The sequence below is a fragment of the Leisingera sp. ANG-DT genome (genome assembly GCF_000813785.1).
Taxonomy (GTDB): Bacteria; Pseudomonadota; Alphaproteobacteria; order Rhodobacterales; family Rhodobacteraceae; genus Leisingera.
Map to the genome: position 1 here is coordinate 39,543 of NZ_JWLE01000032.1, position 18,578 is coordinate 58,120.

Here is an 18,578-nt window from a genome sequence, read left to right on the forward strand (position 1 = left end):
GACTTATCGCCGCGGCAGCAGCAATTGCGGCTTTTCCTTGCGCATGGGGCGCGGTAGGCATGGGCCATGGCGCTGAAATTCACCTCATTGCAAGAGTTCTATGCCCACGGGTTCGACACCGTGATCGACGTGCGCAGCCCGGCGGAATTTGCCGAGGATCACGTGCCGGGCGCAATCAGCCTGCCGGTGCTGAACAACGAGGAACGGGCTGAGGTCGGCACGATTTACGTGCAGGACAGCCCCTTCAAGGCGCGCAAGCTGGGCGCGGCGCTGGTGTTCCGCAATGCCGCCAATCACATCGAGCAAAGCCTGAGCCACCACGAGGGCGGCTGGAAGCCGCTGGTCTACTGCTGGCGCGGCGGCCAGCGGTCGGGGTCCTTTACCTGGATGCTGCAGCAGATCGGCTGGCGCGCCGAGGTGGTGGAGGGCGGCTATCAGAGCTACCGGCGGCTGGTGAATGCGGCGCTCTATCAATCCGCACTGCCGCACCGGCTGGTGGCGCTGGACGGCTATACCGGGTCTGCCAAGACCGAGGTTCTGAAGCGCGCCGGGGACCTGGGGGTGCAGGTGCTGGACCTGGAGGGGCTGGCCAATCACCGGGGTTCCTTGCTGGGGGATATGCCAACGCCGCAGCCCTCCCAGAAGGGGTTTGAGTCCGCTTTGGCGGGTGCGCTGATGAGGCTGGACCCGGCCCGCCCGGTGCTGGTGGAAGCGGAGTCGAGCAAGATTGGCCAGCGGATCATCCCGCCTGCGGTCTGGGACGCGATGAAGCAAGCCCCGCGGATCGAACTGCAGGTGCCGGTGGCGGCGCGCTGCCGCTACTTGGTGCAGGCTTACGATGACATCCTGTCAGATGCGGAGCGGCTGCGCGAGAAGCTGGGCCCGCTGCGTGCCCACCGCTCCGGTGCAGTGGTGGACGGCTGGTTCGCCAGCATTGAGGCGGGCAACAAGGCTGCTCTGACCGAGGCGCTGATGGTGGAGCATTACGACCCCGCCTACCGTAAGTCGCGCACGGCCATTGGCGCAGAGGTCGCTTCTACGGTCGGGGCCGAGGCGCTGGATGAGGCGGGATTGGATGCGGCTGCAGCGCAGGTGGCAGCGGTTATGTCCGGTCTCTGACCGGAGCTCTCCCGCCCGTCGCCGGGACATCTGCGATGCCCCGCGCCCGTTTGGCGTGGCGCTGCGCCGCGGCGCAGCGGGACTGGGTATTTTCGACCAGAAAGAAGCAGCAGTTGTTGGGCTTCTTTCTGGTCTGAAATACCCCGGGGTGAATTGGCCCCCTAGGGCCAAGAGGGGCTGGCCCCTTGTCAGTATCAGCGCTAGGCGCTGAGGGTGATGGCCCCGGTGTCTTCTGTGACCTTGCCGATGAGGGCTGCCGGATAGCCGGCGGCCTGCAACTGCTCCAGCAGATTTCCGGCCTGATCCGGGGCAACCGCGGCCAGCAGGCCGCCTGCGGTTTGCGGATCAAAAAGCAGGTCCTGCCAGCCGGCGGTTCGGAGTTCCGGCAGGGCGGCCTGATTGGCGGGGAACAGTGAGGAGCGGATGCCGCGGTCTGCCAATTCGGCGGCGCCTTGCATCAGGGGGATCCGGCCGGTGTAGAGATCTGCCCCGGTGCGGGACGCTTCGCAGATACCAAGCAGATGGCCCAGGAGGCCGAAGCCAGTGACGTCAGTCATTGCATGGGTGCCCTGCAGGATGCGGGCGGCGGCGCCCTGCGGCTGGCTCATTTGCTCCAGTGCAGCCGCCACCCACTCGCCCTTGGCCTCGCCCGCCATTTCGGCGGCCATCAGCACGCCGGAGCCGAGGGGTTTGGTCAGGACCAGCGCATCGCCGGGTTTGGCGCCAGAGAGGGTGATGGCGGAGCGGGGGCAGAGGCCGGTGACAGTAAAGCCGATGGTCAGCTCATCCCCCAGCGAGGTATGGCCGCCCACGATGGCGGCCCCGGCCGCCTGCATGACTTCTGATGCGGTGCCCATGATCTCCTGCAGGGTGCGGGCCTGCAAGGCGGGGGACATGCGCGGCAGGATCAGGTTGGCGGTGGCGGCCTGAGGCTCTGCCCCCATCGCCCAGATATCGCCAAGCGCATGCACGGCGGCGATGCGGGTCATCAGCACCGGGTCATTGGTGAAGCTGCGCAGGTGGTCGGTGCTGATCACCTGTTTGACACCGCCGGTGGTCAGAAGGGCCGCGTCGTCGCCGGGCAGGGGGGGGATGTCCTTGCGGTCCGTGCCGCTAAGGCCCGCAAGCGTGCCGAGCAGCGCGTCGCGCCCGACCTTGGCGCCGCAGCCGCCGCACATGGGCTTGTCTCCCAATGCCTGCTCCATATCGAGGGTGTGTTCGGCAGGCAGCGGCGAGGCCTCCATGGCGGGCAGATCGCGGAACTTCTCCATGAAGGCCTGGTCGATCCGGTCCTTCCAGGTCCACATAAGCGAACCTGCGAGGGTGGTGCCGAAGCGTTCGCCGAGCGCTTCCCTGGAGCCCATGGAGATCAGTTTCAGGTAATCCTTCTGGGGCTTATACTTCCGAAGCGGGTCGCCGGTCATCAGGGCGCGCAGGTTGTGGTACAGCACCGGCGCCTGGCGCACCGCGTAGACGCCTGCCTTGGGGCGCGGGGTGAACTCCATATGGGCGCAGTCGCCGGCAGCAAAGACCTGCGGATCAGAGCTTTGCAGGGTTTCACTAACGCGGATGAAACCGTCGTTCAGGTCCAATCCGCTGTTTGAGAGCCAGCCGTAGGGGCGGGCGCCCGCGGCGCCGGTGGTGAAATCCGAGAGGATCTCGCGCCCGTCCTGCAGCATGATGTAGCCGTCTTCGATACGTTCTATCGCTGCGTTTTCCTCGAGCCGCACGCCGTGTTCGACCAAGGCGCGCCGCAGGGTCTGGCGGGCCTTTTCGCCAATGGCGCGCAAGGCTTGGTCACTGTCGATCAGCGTTGCCTGAGCGAGGCGGCCGCGTGACCTGAGGGCATAGGCCATCGCGAGGATCAGCTCCACCCCGGCGACGCCGCCGCCGATCACCGCGACATGGGCGGGGCCGTCATCCTCGCGAAAGCCAGCCCAGCGGGCGGCGAAGCGTCCCAGTGGTTTTGCCGGGATGCCGTGATCGGCAAAGCCCGGCAGGTCAGGCATGGCGGAGGTGATGCCGATGTCGATGGAAGCGACATCATAGGCAATCGGCGGGCGGCCGGGCACATGCACCAGCTGGGAAGCCGTGTCGATATGTTCTGCCGCGCCCAGCACCACGCGGGCGCCGGCAAAACGGGCGAGGCGCACGAGGTCGATGTCCAGCTCATCCCGCTGGTAATGGCCTGCCACAAAGCCGGGCAGCATACCGGAATAAGGTGCAGTGGGGCCGGGATTGATCACCGTCAGCCGGGCGCCGGGCAGGGGCTTCATCCCCCATTTGCGCAAGACCAGCGCGTGGGTGTGGCCGCCGCCCACCAGAACCAGGTCACGGGTCAGCGGCAGGCGAGAGGTGTCGATCACGGGTCAGGCCTTCCTGAGTGCTGTGCGTTCAGTCTTCGGCGGGCGGCGTCTGTTCCGCGCTGCGGCGTTCCTCATCCTCGGGCGTGTCATGGGTGGCCCAGTGATCGTCGCCGCCCGCCTCCGGCATGGTATCGCGGGTTTCCTGCCGGTGGATGTGCACCTTGGCAATGAAATTTGCCGTGATCGGTGCGGTCAGGAACAGGAACAGCGTGATCATCAGTTCATGGTAGGAGAAGTATTTCTCAAACGCAGCTGCGTGCAGCATGGAGGCCAAGAGCACGCCACCGACGCCAAGGGTCGTGGCCTTGGTCGGGGCGTGCAGGCGGGACATCTGGTCGTTCAGCTTGATCAGCCCAAAGGAGCCGACAATGCCGAAGATGCCGGCGGTTACCAGGAAGGCGGCGACGAGGAATTCAAACAGGGTTTCCATCTTTCTGCCCCTTACTCGATGATGTTGCCGCGCAGGATGAAGCGCGCGTAGGCCACGGTGGAGACAAAGCCGAGCATCGCGATGATCATTGCGGCCTCAAAGAAGATCTCAGTTCCCAGCGCCATGCCGTAAAGCACCATCAGGGCGATGGCGTTGATGAACATGGTGTCGAGCGCCAGGATGCGGTCGGCCACATCGGGGGCGGTGACGACCTTCCAGAGGTTCATCAGCATGGCGAGCGCGAAGCAGGCGAAGGCGAAGGTGGCAGCGCTTTCGATCATTCGAAAATCTCCATCAGCCGGCGCTCGTAGCGCTGTTTGATTTCATCCCGCACCGCGTCGGGGTTGGGGGCATCGAGGCAGTGGACCAGCAGGGCGTGGCCCTCATCCGAGACGTCCGCCGAAAGGGTGCCGGGCGTCATGGTGATGGTGCCGGCAAGGGCGGTGATTGCTTCCGGCGTTTTCAGGTCCAGCGGGATGGTGATCCAGTTGGGGCGCCGGTCGGCGTTGGGTTTGAACAGCACGATGCGGGCGACGATGATGTTGGCCTGCACGATGTCCAGCAGCACAACCAGGATGTATTCCGCGATCTTGAACGGGCGGCGAAGGTTGGGCCGGTTGGGCCAGAAGGGTTGGGTCACGAAGGGGATCACCACCCCCAGCAGGAAGCCGAAGACCAATGAGTTCAGCGACCAGCGGTTCACCATCAAAAGCCAGGTGAGGGTCAGCAGGAGCGTGAGCAAGGGGTGCGGAAAAAGCCGCCAGACCAGTTTCATTCAGCCGTCCTCCCAAGCACGGTGTCGATATAGGCCGAGGGCGCGTAGAGCTGCGCCGCCGTTGCCTCGGCATAGCGGGTGGCGGGGCCTGCAAAAACGGTGAGCGCCACCAGCCCGGCCAGGAGGCCGAAGCAGGCCACAAAGGCCAGTGCAGGCGGCGGTGCGGTTTCAGCAGCGGTGTAGCCGGGTTCCTCTGCAGCGCGTTGAGGCAGGCCGTGGCCCTTCCAGAACAGGAGCGAACCTGCGCGGGCCATGCCGATGATGGTGATGAGCGAGCCGAGCAGGATCACACCCCAGATCCAGGGCGCGAGGGCGGCGCCGCGGGTGGCGTCCAGCACCAGCAGCTTGCCCAGGAAGCCCGACAGCGGCGGCATCCCCGCCAGCGCGATGGCCGCGGCAAAGAACAGCGCCGAGATCAGCCCGGTCTGGGGCATCGGCAGCTGCGGCAGGATCCATTGGCCCTGGCGTTCCATCACCAGGTCAGCCACCAGGAACAGCAGCGCTGCGGCCAGGGTGGAGTGCACAAGGTAGTAGAGCGCGGCGGCGGCGGCGGTCTGGGTGAACAGCGAAATGGCAATCAGCAGCGTGCCCATGGAGGCGATGGCGCCAAAAGCGGCGAGGCGGCCCAGCTTCTTGGAGCCGAGGACGCCGATGGCGCCGGCGCCAAGAGTCAGCATGGCGGCGGGCAGCAGCCAGCTTTCGGTCAGGCCTGCGGTGGCCTCAACCTCGGGGCCAAAGACCAGCGTGTAGATGCGCAGGATCGAATAGGCGCCGACCTTGGTCATGATTGCAAACAGTGCCGCCACCGGCATCGGCGCGTTGGCATAGGCCGAGGGCAGCCAGAAGTGCAGCGGCAGGAGCGATGCCTTGATCGCGAAGACCAAGAGGAGCATCACCGCGCCCACGCGCAGAAGGGCGGTGTCCTCTGCCGGAATCTGGGCGACCTTCACCGCCAGGTCGGCCATGTTGAGGGTGCCGGTCACGGAGTAGAGCGTGCCGAGTGCAAACAGGAACAGGGTGGAGCCGAGGAGGTTGAACACCACATACTGCACCCCGGCCTGGAACCGGCGGGTGCCGCCGGAATGGATCATCAGCCCATAGGAGGCGATCAGAAGAACTTCGAAGAAAACGAACAGGTTGAAGGCGTCGCCGGTCAGGAAGGCGCCCATGATGCCCATCAGCTGGAACTGGAACAGCGCATGGAAGTTGGCGCCGCGGGTGTCCCAGTTGGAGCCGATGGCGTAAAGCAGCACCGGAAGCGCCAAGAGCGACGTCAGCACGATCATCATTGCCGACAGCCGGTCCAGCACCAGCACGATGCCAAAGGGTGCGGGCCAGTCGCCGAGCTCGTAGACCTTTACCGTGCCATCAGCGGACTGCGCGGCCAGCGCCAGTGTGATGCCTGCCAGCAGCACCGCACTGGCCAGCGAGAAGATCCGCTGCAGGTCCAGATGGTGGCGCAGCACCATGATGATGAAGGGCGCAACGAGGGCGGGCAGAACCACCGGCGCGATCAGAAGATGCTCCATTATGCGTCCTCCTCTGCGCCGTCTGCCTCAACCGGCATGGCGGTGCCGTCATCGCGGGACGAGAGATAGGCCCCCAGCGCGATCATCACCACAACAGCAGTCATGCCGAAGGAGATCACGATGGCGGTGAGCACCAGCGCCTGCGGCAGCGGATCGGTATAGGCGACCTCCTCATATTTGTTGAGGATCGGCGGCGCCCCGGTGACCAGCCTGCCGGTGGCAAACAGGAACACGTTGACCGCATAGGTCAGGAGCGACAGGCCCAGGATCACCGGGAAGCTGCGGCGGCGCAGGATCAGGTAGACACCTGCCGCCGTCAGAATGCCCACGGCAGAGGCAACGAGAAGTTCCATGGTTATCCCTCCGTCCCGGTCTTGGCCGCTGCGTCGCGTGCCGGGTTGATGTCCATTGCGTGTTCGGAGCTGATGCCGGGCTGCCAGGCAAAGCGAGACAGGCTTTCCAGCGCCAGCAGCACCGCACCGACCACGGCCAGGAAGACGCCGAGGTCAAAGAGGGCGGCGGTGGCCCATTCGAACTCCTCCAGCGGCGGCCAGTGCAGGTAGCCGAAATCGCTGGTGAGGAAGGGCTTGCCGTTGAACCAGGCGCCCATGCCGGTGGCGGCGGCAATCAGCACGCCGGAGCCGATGATGGCGTGGTAGGGATAGCGCTGCCGCTCTGTCGCCCAGGCAAAGCCGGAGGCCATGTACTGCATGATGATGGCGATGGCGGCGACCAGGCCGGCGATAAAGCCACCGCCCGGCAGGTTGTGGCCGCGGAAGAAGATATAGGCGGCGACCATCAGTGCCAGCGGCATCATCACCCGGGTTGCCACCACCATCATCAGCGGATGGGCGTCGCCCGCTTGCGGCAGGTCGGGCTTGCGGTTCAGCAGATAGGCCCGGACCTTGGATCCGAGCACGGCCTCGGTCAGGGCAAAGATCACCATGGCGGCGATGCCCAGCACGATGATCTCGCCAAAGGTGTCGTAACCGCGGAAGTCGACCAGGATCACGTTCACCACATTGGTGCCGCCGCCGCCCTTGTAGGAATTGGCGAGGTGGAAGTCCGAGATGGTCGGGAAGGCGAAGTCGCGCATCAGGAGCGCATAGATCAGCCCGCCGGCACCAAGACCCGCCACTACTGCAATTGCGCCATCGCGGAGGCGGGTGAGGGCCGGGGTCTCGACCGGGGTTTCCTTGGGCATGAAATTGAGGGCCAGCAGCAGCAGGATGATGGTAACCACCTCAACCGAGATCTGGGTCAGCGCCAGGTCGGGGGCGGAGAGGTAGTTGAAGGACATCGAGACCACGAGGCCCACCACGCCGATCAGCACCAGCGACAGCAGGCGGTTGCGGTGCTTGGCGACGATGAACAGGGTTGCCACCACCAGGGCGAACCAGCCAACAACCGGCAGGGCGCCCGGTTCCTGCATCTGGCGGGTTTCAACGCCCAGGGTTCCGCCGCGGTAGGCGAAATAGCTGATGGCCACGGTAAAGGTGACCATGATCGCCGCGTAACGGGTGAGAACGCCGTTGTGCAAGCCTTCGGTCACGAACTGGCTGAGGCGAGTGAAGGCGCCGATCAGGGCCTCGAAAATGGTCTTGGCTTCAGGCCGGGGCAGGGCGTTCCAGGCCCGCTGAAGGGGCTTGTGCAGCGCCAGCAGGGTCAGGCCGCCGATGGTGGCTGCGATGGACATGTAGAGCGCCGGGGTCAGCCCGTGCCAGAGCTTGAGTGAATAATAGGGCAGCTCGCCGCCGCCGATCACTGCGCCTGCTGCGGTGGCGACCATCGGTCCTGCGAGTTTGGCCGAGGCAAGGCCGATCAGTACCACCAGTACGACCAAGAAGGCCGGGCCGATCCACATGCCTGTGTTCGGGTCATGCGGGTGGCCGGGGTAGTCGTCACGCTTTTGCCCGAGGAAGACGTGCACGATGAAGCGGAAGGAATAGGCGGCGGAGAAGAGTGCCGCCAGAGTGGCCAGGGCGGGCACGATCAGGTGCGAGCCGTTCCAAATGGTATGGGCGGTTTCCTCCAGCATCATCTCCTTGGAGAGGAAGCCGTTGAGGGGCGGGATGCCCGCCATGGACAGGGCTGCCACCGTGCCGATGGTAAAGGTAATGGGCATCAGGTGGCGCAAGCCGCCCAGGCGCTTGATGTCGCGGGTTCCAGCCTCGTGGTCGACGATGCCCGCGGTCATGAACAGCGCCGCCTTGAAGGTGGCGTGGTTGATGATGTGAAACACCGCGGCAACCGCGGCGATCTTGGTGCCAAAGCCCAGCAGCATGGTGATGAGGCCGAGGTGGCTGACGGTGGAGAACGCCAGCAGTGCCTTGAGGTCATCCTTGAACAGCGCAATCACCGCGCCGACCAGCATGGTGACAAGGCCGGTGGTGGCAACGATGTAGAACCACTCTGGCGTGCCGGCCAGAACCGGCCAGAGGCGCGCCATCAGAAAGAGGCCGGCCTTCACCATGGTGGCAGAGTGCAGATAGGCCGAGACAGGCGTTGGCGCGGCCATCGCGTGCGGCAGCCAGAAATGGAACGGAAACTGCGCCGATTTGGTGAAGGCGCCCAGCAGGATCAGGATCAGCGCGGGCAGGTAGAGATCCGAGGATTGGATCGCGTCTTTGTTCTGGAGGATCACGCTCAGGTCATAGGAGCCTGCGATGTGGCCCAGCATCAGCATGCCGGCAATCATCGCCAGCCCGCCGGAGCCGGTGACGGTCAGCGCCATGCGCGCGCCCTGGCGGCCTTCGGGCAGGTGCTTCCAGTAACCGATCAGCAGAAAGGAGCTGAGCGAGGTCAGTTCCCAGAACACCAGCAGCAGCAGGATGTTGTCGGACAGAACGATGCCCACCATCGCGCCCTGGAACAGCAGAAGGTAGCTGTAGAACTGGCCCATCGGGTCTTCGCGCGACAGGTAGTAGCGGGCGTAAAGGATGATCAGGAGGCCGATGCCGAGGATCATCGCCGCAAACAGGAAGCCAAGGCCATCAAGGAAGAAATGCGCGTTGAGGCCAAGGGCGGGCAGCCAGTCCACTGCGGCATAGACCGTCTCGCCGCGGAACACTGCTGGGATGTGCAGCATCAACCCGATGAAGGCGAGCAGCGTGGTCAGCCCGGCGGCAGAGGCAGCCGCATTGCGTCCGGCGCGGATCAATAGCGCGGGAAAGACGGCTCCGATAAAGGGCAGGGCCGCAATCAGGAAAAGGGACACGTGCAAGTCTCCTGTCGGGTTGGCGCGTCGTTTTTAGGCCAGTGCTAAGCAATTTTGTTGCTCAGAACCACCCCCGCCGCCCGGATTGCGGCGGTAATGCCGCAGCCAAAGGCAGAGTGAATACGCTCGTTACGGGCATAATTGGGCAGCAGGCGCGCAATAACAAGAACTTGACCGATGGAATCGGCCTGTTTCTGGTGATTGAGGGCCTGTGGCCTGCTAGACCATAGGGGCAAAAGCGGCAGCGGAGGAACGATGGCTGGGGCAGACGCAATAAACCCGACGCTTACGCGGCGGCTGGTGCTGCTGGGCGGCGCTGCTGCCGCAGCGGGGGCCGGCATCTGGTGGCAGCGCCGCCAGCCACCGGACCACGATCATCCGCGGCTGACCGTGGCGGAGGCCTATGCGCAGGCGCAGGCCGGCGAGATTACCCTGGTAGACATCCGCACGCCGCAGGAATGGCGGGCGTCGGGTGTCCCAGTGGGCAGTCATCAGATCGACATGCGGCGGGAAGACTTCATCAAGGCCCTGCAGGCTGTGGCGGGGCCTGACCGCTCTGTGCCTGTGGCGCTGATCTGCGCCCGCGGTGTGCGCTCTGCACGGGTGACGCTGATGCTGTCGGAGGCGGGTTATACCCATGTGATTGACGTGCCGGAAGGGATGCTGGGGTCTGCAGCCGGGCCGGGCTGGCTCGCCGGCAACCTGCCGGTGGCGCGGTGGAAGGGATGATGCAGGGGTTGAGAAAGGCGGCGGCTGCCGCGGCTCTGGCTGCGGTCTGCGGCAGTGCGGCCATGGCGGAGTGCGGCGCAGAGGCAGGTGCCTGCAGCATTGAAGAGGGACAGTATCAAATTGTCCTGCCGGATCCTGCGGGGGCAGAGGGCGCAGTGCCGGTGGTGATGTTCCTTCACGGTTATGGCGGCAGCAGCAGCAGTGTGCTGCGCAACCGGACGCTGGTGGCGGGGCTGACGCAGCGCGGCTATGCGGTGATTGCGCCCGAGGGGCTGCGCCGGGATGGCAGCGGACCGCAATCCTGGGGGTTCGGCCCGTTTACCGGGGGGCGTGACGAGGGCGCGTTTTTTGCCGCGGTGCTGGCGGATGCGGCAGAGCAATTCGGAACCTCCCGGTCGCAGACGGTGCTGGCCGGGTTCTCGGCCGGTGCCTTCATGGTGCATTACTTGGCCTGCCGCGACCCTGCCGCCTTTGCGGCTTATGCGCCGGTGTCCGGCGCCTTTTGGCGGCCGCAGCCGGAACGCTGCAATGGCCCCGTGCGGCTGTTGCAGGTGCATGGCTGGCGCGACGAGGTGGTGCCGCTGGAGGGTCGAATTCTGGGTGGCGGGCGGTTTGAGCAGGGCGATGTCTTTGCCGCGCTGGAGGTTTGGCGGGAGGCCAACGCTTGCACCTCTCATGCGCCGGACAGGGCGTGGAGCGCAGATGGCCTGATGCGCCGCCGCTGGGACTGCGGGCCGGGTGCGGATATTGAGCTGGTGCTGTTTGATGGTGGCCATACGCTGCCCAAGAGCTGGGCGGAGCTGATGGCGGAGTGGTTCGAGGACCAGCCGGCGGTGCGCTGACGCCGCCGGAACGTCTAGCGCCGCCGGAGCGTCTGGAAAAGGGCGGCGGGCACCCGCCCCTTCGGCCTGAAAATCAAAGATTTGCAGGCCAAAGCGTTGGGCCGGGCAGCGCTCCCGTGCGGGCGCGCTGCGGTAGCGTTTGCCGCGGGCCTCGCCGCGCGTCTGCGCGGCGCCGGGCCCAAGGCCGCCAAGGTGATCCGGCGTGAGCCGGGGCATCCAGCGGGCGCGGGAGTTCCTTGTTTGCGGCGGTTACTCTGCCGGGGTGCCGCGGGCGGTGGTACCGTCCAGCAGCGCCTTCAGGTCAGCGCGGGCGGCACGGGCGGCGCGGGTGATCTGGGGTTCGGTGAATTCCTCGCGCGTGGCCATCCAGTGGCGGATGCGGTTCACGGTCTTGACGCCGGAGAGCGCCGACAGCGGCACCGCCAGCACCAGAGACAGTGCGATGGGCGCCAGCCACAGCGACACGGTCCCGGTCAGGATCCCGGCCCAGAGCGCAACACCGCTGACGGTTTCCAGCGCGTGGCAGGTGATCAGCGTGCGCAGAGAATAGCTGCCGCCGTCACGCGCCTGCGGTGCCCAGCCGCGCTGGAGGCCCAGGGCAGTGCGGAACACCGCGATCATCTGCTGCACCATCAGGATCGGCGCATAGAGGATGGCCAGAACCACCTCGGACACGAAAGACAGTGCGAAATGCACCGGGCCGCCGTATTCGGAAAACCGGTTGCCTGTGAGCGGCAGCGCTGCTGCGGCCAGCATCTTGGGCGCCAGAAGCATGGCGTAGATCAGGATGATCACCAGCACATGCTTGGGCTCGGACATGTCGGGCCAGCTGGGGCGGAAGGGGTTGGCTTCGCTGAAGTAGCTGATGACGGACGCCTCTTCGCTGCGGCCGATCACGGCCCAAAGGACCAGCAGTGCAAACCAGACCGGCGCCATCAGGTAGCCGATCGCGCCTGCAAACAGGTGGAAGCGGGAGATCGCGCGGAAGCCTTTGGCGTGCAGCAGGTTGAGGTGCTGCAGGTTGCCCTGGCACCAGCGGCGGTCGCGCAGGATGTGGTCGATCAGGGTGGCCGGTGTTTCCTCGTAGGAGCCGCGGATGCGGGGCAGGAAGCGCACCGACCAGCCGGCCCGGCGCAACAGGCCTGCCTCGACGAAATCATGGCTCATGATCAGCTTCTCGCCGCCGCCAAAGCGGGAACGCAGCAGCGGCAAGCCGGCACAGGCGGCAAAGGCGCGGGTGCGGATGATGGCGTTGTGGCCCCAGTAGTTGCCTTCGTGCCCGGCCCAGCGGGCCAGGCCCTCGGCCAGCGCAAGGCCGTAGACACCGTTGGCAAACTGCTGCATGCGTCCAAAGACGGACTGGGCGCCAATTAGCTGAGGATAGCTTTGGATCAGACCAGCGCCGGGGTCGCGCGCCAGTGCATCGGCCAGGCGGGCAATGGCGCGGCCGGTCATCAGGCTGTCGGCGTCCAGCACCAGCATTGCCTCATACCCAGCGCCCCAGCGGCGCACCCAGTCGGAGATATTGCCGACCTTGCGGCCCTCGTTGTCGTCCCGGCGGCGGTAGTAGAGCTCAGTGCCCTCGGGCAGCATGGTGCGCAGCGCCTCGACGCTGGCGCGCTCCTGCGCGGCAATGGCGTCGTCGCGGGTGTCCGACAGGATGAACATCGCGTATTCATGCAGGCCGCCGCGGCCGTGAAGCTCCTGCAGCATGGTCTGGGCGTTGCCCAGCACGTACCAGGGCACCTCGTTGTAGACCGGCATCAAGAGTGCCACCTTCATCGGGCGGGCCGCACCGCGGGTGGCGGTGCGCTCGCGGCGCGACAGGCCGTAGAGGCCGAGCAGAACAGTGGAGACGGTGAAGGCGATCCAGAAGAAGTTGAAGGCGATCAGCGCCAGCAGGATCATCTCCAGCACTGAGAAGCCGCCATCGGTGAACCAGCCGGCCATGACCCAGGTCAGAACACCGGTTGCGGCCATCGCGGGCGAAAACGCCAGCAGGCGCCACAGCGCCACCTGGCGCGGCGCGGCACCGCCGGGGGCTTCCGCATCGCGAAAATCCTTGCTGAAATCTTGCTCCGGCATCGCCAGAGGCTGTTCCGGAGGCATCAGATCACACATGGTCATGCGGTCCACCTGTAAAGCCAGACCTCAGAGGCGGGGCTGCCGTCTTTCCTGAGCTGGGCGCGAAGTTCGACGTGGTCCCGGTCGCCCGGATCAAAGTAGAAGGCGAGCCGCAGGCCGCCGGTTTCCGGATTGCGCTGCAGCACGCCTTCGCTGGTCGCCACATGGGGAGAGTGGATGTGGACGTCAAGGGTGTCCGGTTCGCCTTCGAGCAACGGGTGCGCGGCAAAGTCGATGGTCATGATCCGGCCCGGACCGCCAAAGATGCGGGCACCTTCGGCGGTGTCGGTCACCCGCGGCATCGGCAGCACCGGCTCGCCGCCCCAGGTGAGGCGGTAATTGAGGCTGACCTCGGATCCGGCGGCATAGGGTTCGCGCGGGCGCCAGTAGGCGACGATGTTGTCGTAGATTTCCTTGTCCGCCGGGATTTCCACCAGCGTGACAGCGCCTTTGCCCCAGTCTTCCTTGGGTTCCACCCACAGGCAGGGGCGGTTGTGATAGAAGGCCTCGAGGTCGTTGAAATCCGACAACTTGCGCGACCGCTGCATCAGACCGAAGCCGCGCGGGTTGTCGTCCACGAAGGAGGACACTTGCAGGCGTTTCGGGTTGGCCAGTGGCCGCCACAGGGTTTCGCCATTGCCGTTCAGTACCAGCAGCCCGTCGCTGTCGTGCACCGCCGGGCGGAAATCGTCGAACCGGTGGCGGTTGGTGGCATCGAACAGGAACATCGAGGTGAGCGGCGCAAGGCCTGCATGGCTCAGCTCCTCGCGGGCAAACAGCGTTGCCTCCACATCCATCACGGCGCTGCTGCCCGGGGTGACGGTGAAGCGGTAGGCGCCGGTGACCGACGGCGAGTCCATCAGCGCATGCACCACCATATGGCGCTGGCCGGGGGCGGGGGCCTCGAGCCAGAATTCGATGAACTCGGGGAATTCCTCGCCTTCGGGGTCAGCGGTTTTCAGAGCCAGGCCGCGGGCAGACAGGCCGTAGGCATTGCCGATGCCGATGGCGCGGAAATAGCTGGCGCCCTGGAAGACGCAGAACTCTGTCTTCTTGGTGGGGTCGTCCAAATCGGTGCGCAGGCGCAGGCCTGAATAGCCCAGGTCGCCCTCGGTGGTGAGGTCCGGCGCCTTTTCGTTTTTGTCGAACAGCGAGAGGTCAAAGGGCACGCGGCTGGACAGCCCGTCCGTCACCGTATTGATCTGGATGGCGCGCGGGAAATAGAGGCCGGGAAGGAAGAAATCAACGTTGTAGCTGCGGTCCGTGCTGGACCACAGCGCGTCCTTGGTGCGGAACCAGCGGGCCTTGTAGTCGTCATAGGACTGCTCCAGCCAGTCCTGCGGCACCATCGGGCGCTCGGCATAATCCTTGGCGGCCAGGGCGCGGGCCTTGGCAACCACCACGTCGCGGGTGAACGGCACGGCTTCGCTGGCCATGCCGGGCAATGCGGCAAGGGCGGTGCTGCCAAGCGCGGCAGCCATGAATGTGCGGCGGGTCAAAGTGCTCATCGCTTGGCTCTCCAAGGTTGCGACTTGAACCAGGCTGCGGTGTAAGCGCAGACAATGATTAGGAAAAAGCCAACCAGGTTGGCGAATGCCGTGGTCATAACCGCGCGGTCGGTCTGGTCAAGCGCAAAGCCGATGAACCGCGCCAGAGCCATGGAGAAAACAAACACCGCAAGCGATTGCTGGCCGACCTTGGTGATCAGTTTCAGCAAAACTGCCCAGGTGCGGGCCGCCAGAGACTGGCCGGAGGCGATGAGCCGCTTGCCGCCAGTGCCGGCCGCTACCCAGCCCAGATAGGCCAGCGACAGGAAGTGGGCATAACGCAGCAGGCCGAAGTCTGTTTTCTCGCGCCATTCGGCGGTGATTTCCCAGGTCGGGCGGATCAGGCTGGCCAGGTCCTTGTTCGCAGCTTCCACCCACAGGAACACCTTCCATGAGCCGAAGGGCGCCGACAGGACCAGGAATGCGGCGGCCAGAATCACCAGCGCCTTGGAGACCGGCGGCGCAGGCAGCCAGCCTTTCATGAAGGCAAAACCGGTGAAGAACAGCAGCTGCCAGCCGAGCGGGTTGAAGAACCATTCCCGCTCGGACCAGGGCTCCGCCATGAAGGAGATACCGTCCGGGCCGAGGCCGATCATGTAGGGGTTGGCGGTGAGCCAGATCAGGATGCTGGCGGTGGCCACAGTCCACAGACCTGCCTTCTCCAGCCCCATCATCAGCGGCATCAGCAGAAGAACCACCAGGTACATCGGCAGGATGTCAAAGTAGTTCGGCACGTAAGTCAGGGTGAACAGCCCGGTCAGCTGCTGCACCGTGTTGGTGAAGAACCAGTGCAGGTTCAATGAGCCGATATAGCTCTTGTCGAAGCCGCCGTATAGGTCGAGCAGCGCCATCGAGGCGGCGAGGAAGAAGAACAGGCCGATATGGGCCCAGTAAACCTGCCAGCAGCGGAACACCACGCGGGCGGTGCCGAGCCACCAGCCTTGCTTGGCATAGGAGCTGCCGAAGGCAATGGCCGAGGCCATGCCGGAGCAGAAGACGAAGATCTCTGTTGCATCGGAAAAGCCGAACCGGGCCGGGATCCAGCTGGCCCAGCGGTTGCCCGGGATATGCGCCACCAGGATGATGAACATCGCTATACCGCGGTAGAAGTCGAGCCGCGGGTCGCGCACACGGGGTTGGGCCGCCTGCAGCGGGGGCTCTGCACGGTTGGCAGCATTGGGGTCTTTCTGAGGCCCGGGGAAGGGCGCAACGCTGGACATCGGTCGTTTCTGGTCCTTGAAGGTCTTATTCGGCGGGAACGCTTGCAGCGTCGGGTGAGTTCCGGCCCTGGGCGATCAGAGCGCGGCGGGCCAGGGCGTAATTGTCCTCTGTGCCGCCGCGCTTGACGCAGCGGTCATCCAGTATTGCTTCGACTTCGTCAAGCTGTCCTGCACGCAGGCCGGCGTCTATGGTTATCCGTTCGAAAACATCGCGTTGCGCGTGGCTGCCGCCGGCCAGCTGCATGGTGGCGCGGGCTGTGGATAAATTTGCGAAAGCGGCCTTGTAATTACCGTCTCCGAAGGCCTCCAAACCGTCGGCGGCGGCGCATCCGGGGGCGGCCATCCGCTCCTTCGCCTCGCTGCCGCCCGCATCAGCATCGGCGTGAATCCGCTGAACCAGCCGGTGCGCCTCCTCCTTTCGGTGGCCGGTCAGGGCCAGGAGGTAGTGCAAGTCGGCGAAAATCAGGCTTCCATCCTCGGTCCGGCTGGCACAGAGATTCGCCAGTTCCTCCCAGCGGGGGCCCACATTGACGCCTTCCAGTTCCAGCCGCATCAAGAGCGAGGTGGCGTTGGAGATGTCGCGGTAGTCGTCGGTTTTGTCTTTGCGGACCTCACTGTCATAGAGCGCGATGGCTTCGTCCATCTGGCCCAGGTCCAGATGCATCAGCGCCTTGTGCCACCAGACGTGATAGCGGAAGTTGTTGCAATGAGCCCAGGCGTCCTCGCGCCCCTCAAGCCATTCCAGCCCCGATTTCGCGTTGCCGGTCATGTCGTGAACGTGGGCGACCGCGTGCAAGCCCCAGGCATCGTCCGGTGCCATCCACAGCGCCTGGCGCCCTGCGTTGGCGGCGCGTTCGTACTCGCCGGTTTCCTCCAGCGAGAAGGAGTGGCAGCCCAAGAGGTAGCCGCGGCCTGCGTGGTCGGGATCGTAAGAGGGCAGCACCCTTTCAATCGAGGCGCGCATGCCAGCGGGGTCGCCCATGATAAAGCGGATGCCGTGGCTGAGTTTCATCGCCAGCGTGTCCTGCGGGAAGATGTCCAGCACCTCCTCCATCCGCTGGATGGCCTGGCTGGGATGGCCCGACAGCCAGTTCTCCAACGCGTCGACATACTTGCGTTCGCGGGGCAGGGCGCCTTCATAAAACGCCTTGGCGTCGCGCAGCGCCTCGCGGGCGGTCGGCAGCAATTCGGAGCGGCCAAGCATTAGCAGCGACAGCCCCTTGATCGCATGGGCCAGGGCAAACTCCGGTACCGCTTTCAGCACCGCGCCCAAGTGGTCGGCGGTGACGGCGGCGTGGGCCAGAACCCCCAGCTGCACGGCGTTCCAATCCTGCAGCGCGGCTGCGTCAGTCAGGCTGCTGTCTTGGCCGAAAATGTCATGCGTCATGGGATTCCAATCTCTTTTTTGAACTCTGCGCGGTTTCCGTGTGTTCCAGTAATGTAGAGTAGAACATCGGATTGACCCGGGCGAACCCCGCTCTCGGTTTGGTGATGGGCTGTGTGCCTGCAAATGCGAATTTCGCCGGATGTGTAGGATTTCCCCGGAAAATTCTGCAAGGGGCCGTGGCAATTGATTGCAAAAACACCGCCGGTTTGGCGGTGTTTTGCCGGAAACTGTAACACTTGGCGGAATGCTGCCGCGGATTTGGGCGCTCAGGGCGTTCCGAAGGGGGAACCCGAGCCCAGAATCTCTTCTGTGCCTTCGCCGCATCGGGGCGGCGCGTGCCGGTATGTGACTGGCGTGCGCGAGAAATTCAGCGGGTTGCCCAGCAGCCTGACCGGGCCTGCCGCGGTGTCCATGCCGATCGCCATGTCGCGGGCTTCGACTTGATCGGTGGCGAACAGGGTTTCAAGGTTTTGCACCGGGCCGGCTGGCACCTTGCGGGCCTCCATTGCGTCCAGCACCGCATCTGTGGTGAAGCGCTGCACAGAGGGGATCAGGATGGCATTCAGCGCATCGCGGTTCTGCAGCCGGGCGGGGTTGGTGGCAAAGCGGGGATCTTCTGCCAGGCCCTCGAGCCTTAGGAACTCCATGAAACGGCGGAACTGGCTGTCGTTGCCCACCGCCAGGATCACGTGGCCGTCCGAAGTCTCATAGACGCCATAAGGCATGATGCTGGGGTGTTCGTTGCCGCGGCGCTTGGGGTTCTGGCCTGTGTTCAGATAGGCGACACCCTCGTTGATCAGCCAGGCGATCTGGGCGTCGACCAGCGCCAGGTCGATCTGCTGGCCTTCGCCGGTTTTCTCGCGGTGGTGCAGTGCGGAAAGGATGCCGATGCAGGCGTACATGCCGCACATCACATCGGCGATGCCGACGCCTGCCTTCATCGGCTGGCCGCCCGGCTCCCCAGTCAACGACATGATGCCGCCGAACCCTTGGGCCATGATGTCATAGCCGGGCTTGTGGCTGTTGGGGCCGGTTTGGCCGTAGCCCGAAATGGAGCAGTAGATCAGCCCCGGCAGATCGTCCTTGAGGCTGGCATAGTCCAGCCCGTATTTCGCCAGCCCGCCGGGTTTGAAATTCTCGATCAGGATGTCGGCCTCAGCCGCCAGGCGTCGGATGGCCTGCTGGCCGTCTTTTGTTGCAATATCAATGGCGACCGAGCGTTTGTTGCGGTTGGCCGCCATGAAATAGGCGGAGAGATCGGATTGCTGCCGGTTCGCATCGACAACATAGGGC

The 18,578-nt window shown here is 65.0% G+C and carries 15 protein-coding genes; 3 read left to right on the forward strand and 12 right to left on the reverse strand.

What is annotated here, in order from left to right:
• Positions 1-66 precede the first annotated feature (66 nt).
• A complete protein-coding gene (gene mnmH, locus RA21_RS19705) occupies positions 67-1,119 on the forward strand; it encodes a tRNA 2-selenouridine(34) synthase MnmH (RefSeq protein WP_039152025.1) in 1,053 nt (350 codons plus the stop codon).
• A gap of 200 nt (positions 1,120-1,319) precedes the next feature.
• Here mnmH and selD read toward each other — a convergent pair whose 3' ends face one another.
• The 7 genes from selD to RA21_RS19740 are packed head-to-tail and all read right to left on the reverse strand — an operon-like array spanning position 1,320 to position 9,436.
• A complete protein-coding gene (selD, locus tag RA21_RS19710) occupies positions 1,320-3,482 on the reverse strand; it encodes a selenide, water dikinase SelD (protein ID WP_039152051.1) in 2,163 nt (720 codons plus the stop codon).
• A gap of 31 nt (positions 3,483-3,513) precedes the next feature.
• Positions 3,514-3,915 carry a Na+/H+ antiporter subunit G gene (locus RA21_RS19715; RefSeq protein ID WP_039152027.1) on the reverse strand — a complete coding sequence of 134 codons (402 nt, stop codon included), beginning with the start codon at positions 3,913-3,915 and terminating at the stop codon, positions 3,514-3,516.
• Between the two features lie 11 nt (positions 3,916-3,926).
• The gene (locus RA21_RS19720) at positions 3,927-4,196 is read right to left on the reverse strand and encodes a K+/H+ antiporter subunit F (protein ID WP_019295814.1); all 270 of its coding nucleotides are present in this window, start codon (positions 4,194-4,196) and stop codon (positions 3,927-3,929) included.
• Positions 4,193-4,690: a Na+/H+ antiporter subunit E gene (locus RA21_RS19725; protein ID WP_019295815.1), complete on the reverse strand. Its 498-nt coding sequence runs from the start codon at positions 4,688-4,690 to the stop codon at positions 4,193-4,195. Before RA21_RS19725 ends, RA21_RS19720 begins: the two co-directional genes overlap by 4 nt.
• Complete coding sequence (locus RA21_RS19730; protein ID WP_039152029.1) at positions 4,687-6,219, reverse strand: monovalent cation/H+ antiporter subunit D; 1,533 nt, start codon at positions 6,217-6,219, stop codon at positions 4,687-4,689. Before RA21_RS19730 ends, RA21_RS19725 begins: the two co-directional genes overlap by 4 nt.
• Positions 6,219-6,572, reverse strand: a complete 354-nt coding sequence (locus tag RA21_RS19735) for a Na+/H+ antiporter subunit C (RefSeq protein WP_019295817.1) — start codon at positions 6,570-6,572, stop codon at positions 6,219-6,221. Before RA21_RS19735 ends, RA21_RS19730 begins: the two co-directional genes overlap by 1 nt.
• A 2-nt stretch (positions 6,573-6,574) precedes the next feature.
• Positions 6,575-9,436, reverse strand: coding sequence for a monovalent cation/H+ antiporter subunit A (locus tag RA21_RS19740; RefSeq protein WP_039152032.1), 2,862 nt, complete (start codon positions 9,434-9,436; stop codon positions 6,575-6,577).
• A gap of 255 nt (positions 9,437-9,691) precedes the next feature.
• Between RA21_RS19740 and RA21_RS19745 the strand changes: the two genes are divergently transcribed.
• Together RA21_RS19745 and RA21_RS19750 are read left to right on the forward strand one after the other, a co-directional pair.
• Complete coding sequence (locus RA21_RS19745; RefSeq protein WP_052257724.1) at positions 9,692-10,165, forward strand: rhodanese-like domain-containing protein; 474 nt, start codon at positions 9,692-9,694, stop codon at positions 10,163-10,165.
• Positions 10,162-11,007, forward strand: coding sequence for an alpha/beta fold hydrolase (locus RA21_RS19750; protein ID WP_052257725.1), 846 nt, complete (start codon positions 10,162-10,164; stop codon positions 11,005-11,007). Before RA21_RS19745 ends, RA21_RS19750 begins: the two co-directional genes overlap by 4 nt.
• 249 nt (positions 11,008-11,256) lie before the next feature.
• On the opposite strand, the gene mdoH is transcribed toward RA21_RS19750, so the two are convergent.
• From mdoH to RA21_RS19775, 5 genes are all read right to left on the reverse strand, one after another.
• Positions 11,257-13,134, reverse strand: a complete 1,878-nt coding sequence (gene mdoH / locus RA21_RS19755) for a glucans biosynthesis glucosyltransferase MdoH (RefSeq protein ID WP_039152034.1) — start codon at positions 13,132-13,134, stop codon at positions 11,257-11,259.
• Positions 13,131-14,639 (reverse strand): glucan biosynthesis protein, encoded by a 1,509-nt coding sequence (locus RA21_RS19760; RefSeq protein WP_039152036.1) that lies wholly within the window; start codon positions 14,637-14,639, stop codon positions 13,131-13,133. Before RA21_RS19760 ends, mdoH begins: the two co-directional genes overlap by 4 nt.
• Complete coding sequence (locus tag RA21_RS19765; protein WP_039152038.1) at positions 14,636-15,898, reverse strand: OpgC family protein; 1,263 nt, start codon at positions 15,896-15,898, stop codon at positions 14,636-14,638. Before RA21_RS19765 ends, RA21_RS19760 begins: the two co-directional genes overlap by 4 nt.
• Before the next feature lie 25 nt (positions 15,899-15,923).
• A complete protein-coding gene (locus tag RA21_RS19770) occupies positions 15,924-17,285 on the reverse strand; it encodes a tetratricopeptide repeat protein (RefSeq protein WP_039152040.1) in 1,362 nt (453 codons plus the stop codon).
• A gap of 266 nt (positions 17,286-17,551) precedes the next feature.
• On the reverse strand, positions 17,552-18,578 hold a 1,027-nt coding region (locus tag RA21_RS19775), incomplete at its 5' end, for a CaiB/BaiF CoA transferase family protein (RefSeq protein WP_039152042.1).

Excerpts from the sequence above, each read along its gene's own strand:
- mnmH (WP_039152025.1), top strand. The coding sequence starts at position 67 with ATGGCGCTGAAATTCACCTCATTGCAAGAGTTCTATGCCCACGGGTTC.
- RA21_RS19715 (WP_039152027.1), bottom strand. The coding sequence starts at position 3,915 with ATGGAAACCCTGTTTGAATTCCTCGTCGCCGCCTTCCTGGTAACCGCC.
- RA21_RS19720 (WP_019295814.1), bottom strand. The coding sequence starts at position 4,196 with ATGATCGAAAGCGCTGCCACCTTCGCCTTCGCCTGCTTCGCGCTCGCC.
- RA21_RS19725 (WP_019295815.1), bottom strand. The coding sequence starts at position 4,690 with ATGAAACTGGTCTGGCGGCTTTTTCCGCACCCCTTGCTCACGCTCCTG.
- RA21_RS19730 (WP_039152029.1), bottom strand. The coding sequence starts at position 6,219 with ATGGAGCATCTTCTGATCGCGCCGGTGGTTCTGCCCGCCCTCGTTGCG.
- RA21_RS19735 (WP_019295817.1), bottom strand. The coding sequence starts at position 6,572 with ATGGAACTTCTCGTTGCCTCTGCCGTGGGCATTCTGACGGCGGCAGGT.
- RA21_RS19745 (WP_052257724.1), top strand. The coding sequence starts at position 9,692 with ATGGCTGGGGCAGACGCAATAAACCCGACGCTTACGCGGCGGCTGGTG.
- RA21_RS19750 (WP_052257725.1), top strand. The coding sequence starts at position 10,162 with ATGATGCAGGGGTTGAGAAAGGCGGCGGCTGCCGCGGCTCTGGCTGCG.
- mdoH (WP_039152034.1), bottom strand. The coding sequence starts at position 13,134 with ATGACCATGTGTGATCTGATGCCTCCGGAACAGCCTCTGGCGATGCCG.
- RA21_RS19760 (WP_039152036.1), bottom strand. The coding sequence starts at position 14,639 with ATGAGCACTTTGACCCGCCGCACATTCATGGCTGCCGCGCTTGGCAGC.
- RA21_RS19765 (WP_039152038.1), bottom strand. The coding sequence starts at position 15,898 with ATGTCCAGCGTTGCGCCCTTCCCCGGGCCTCAGAAAGACCCCAATGCT.
- RA21_RS19770 (WP_039152040.1), bottom strand. The coding sequence starts at position 17,285 with ATGACGCATGACATTTTCGGCCAAGACAGCAGCCTGACTGACGCAGCC.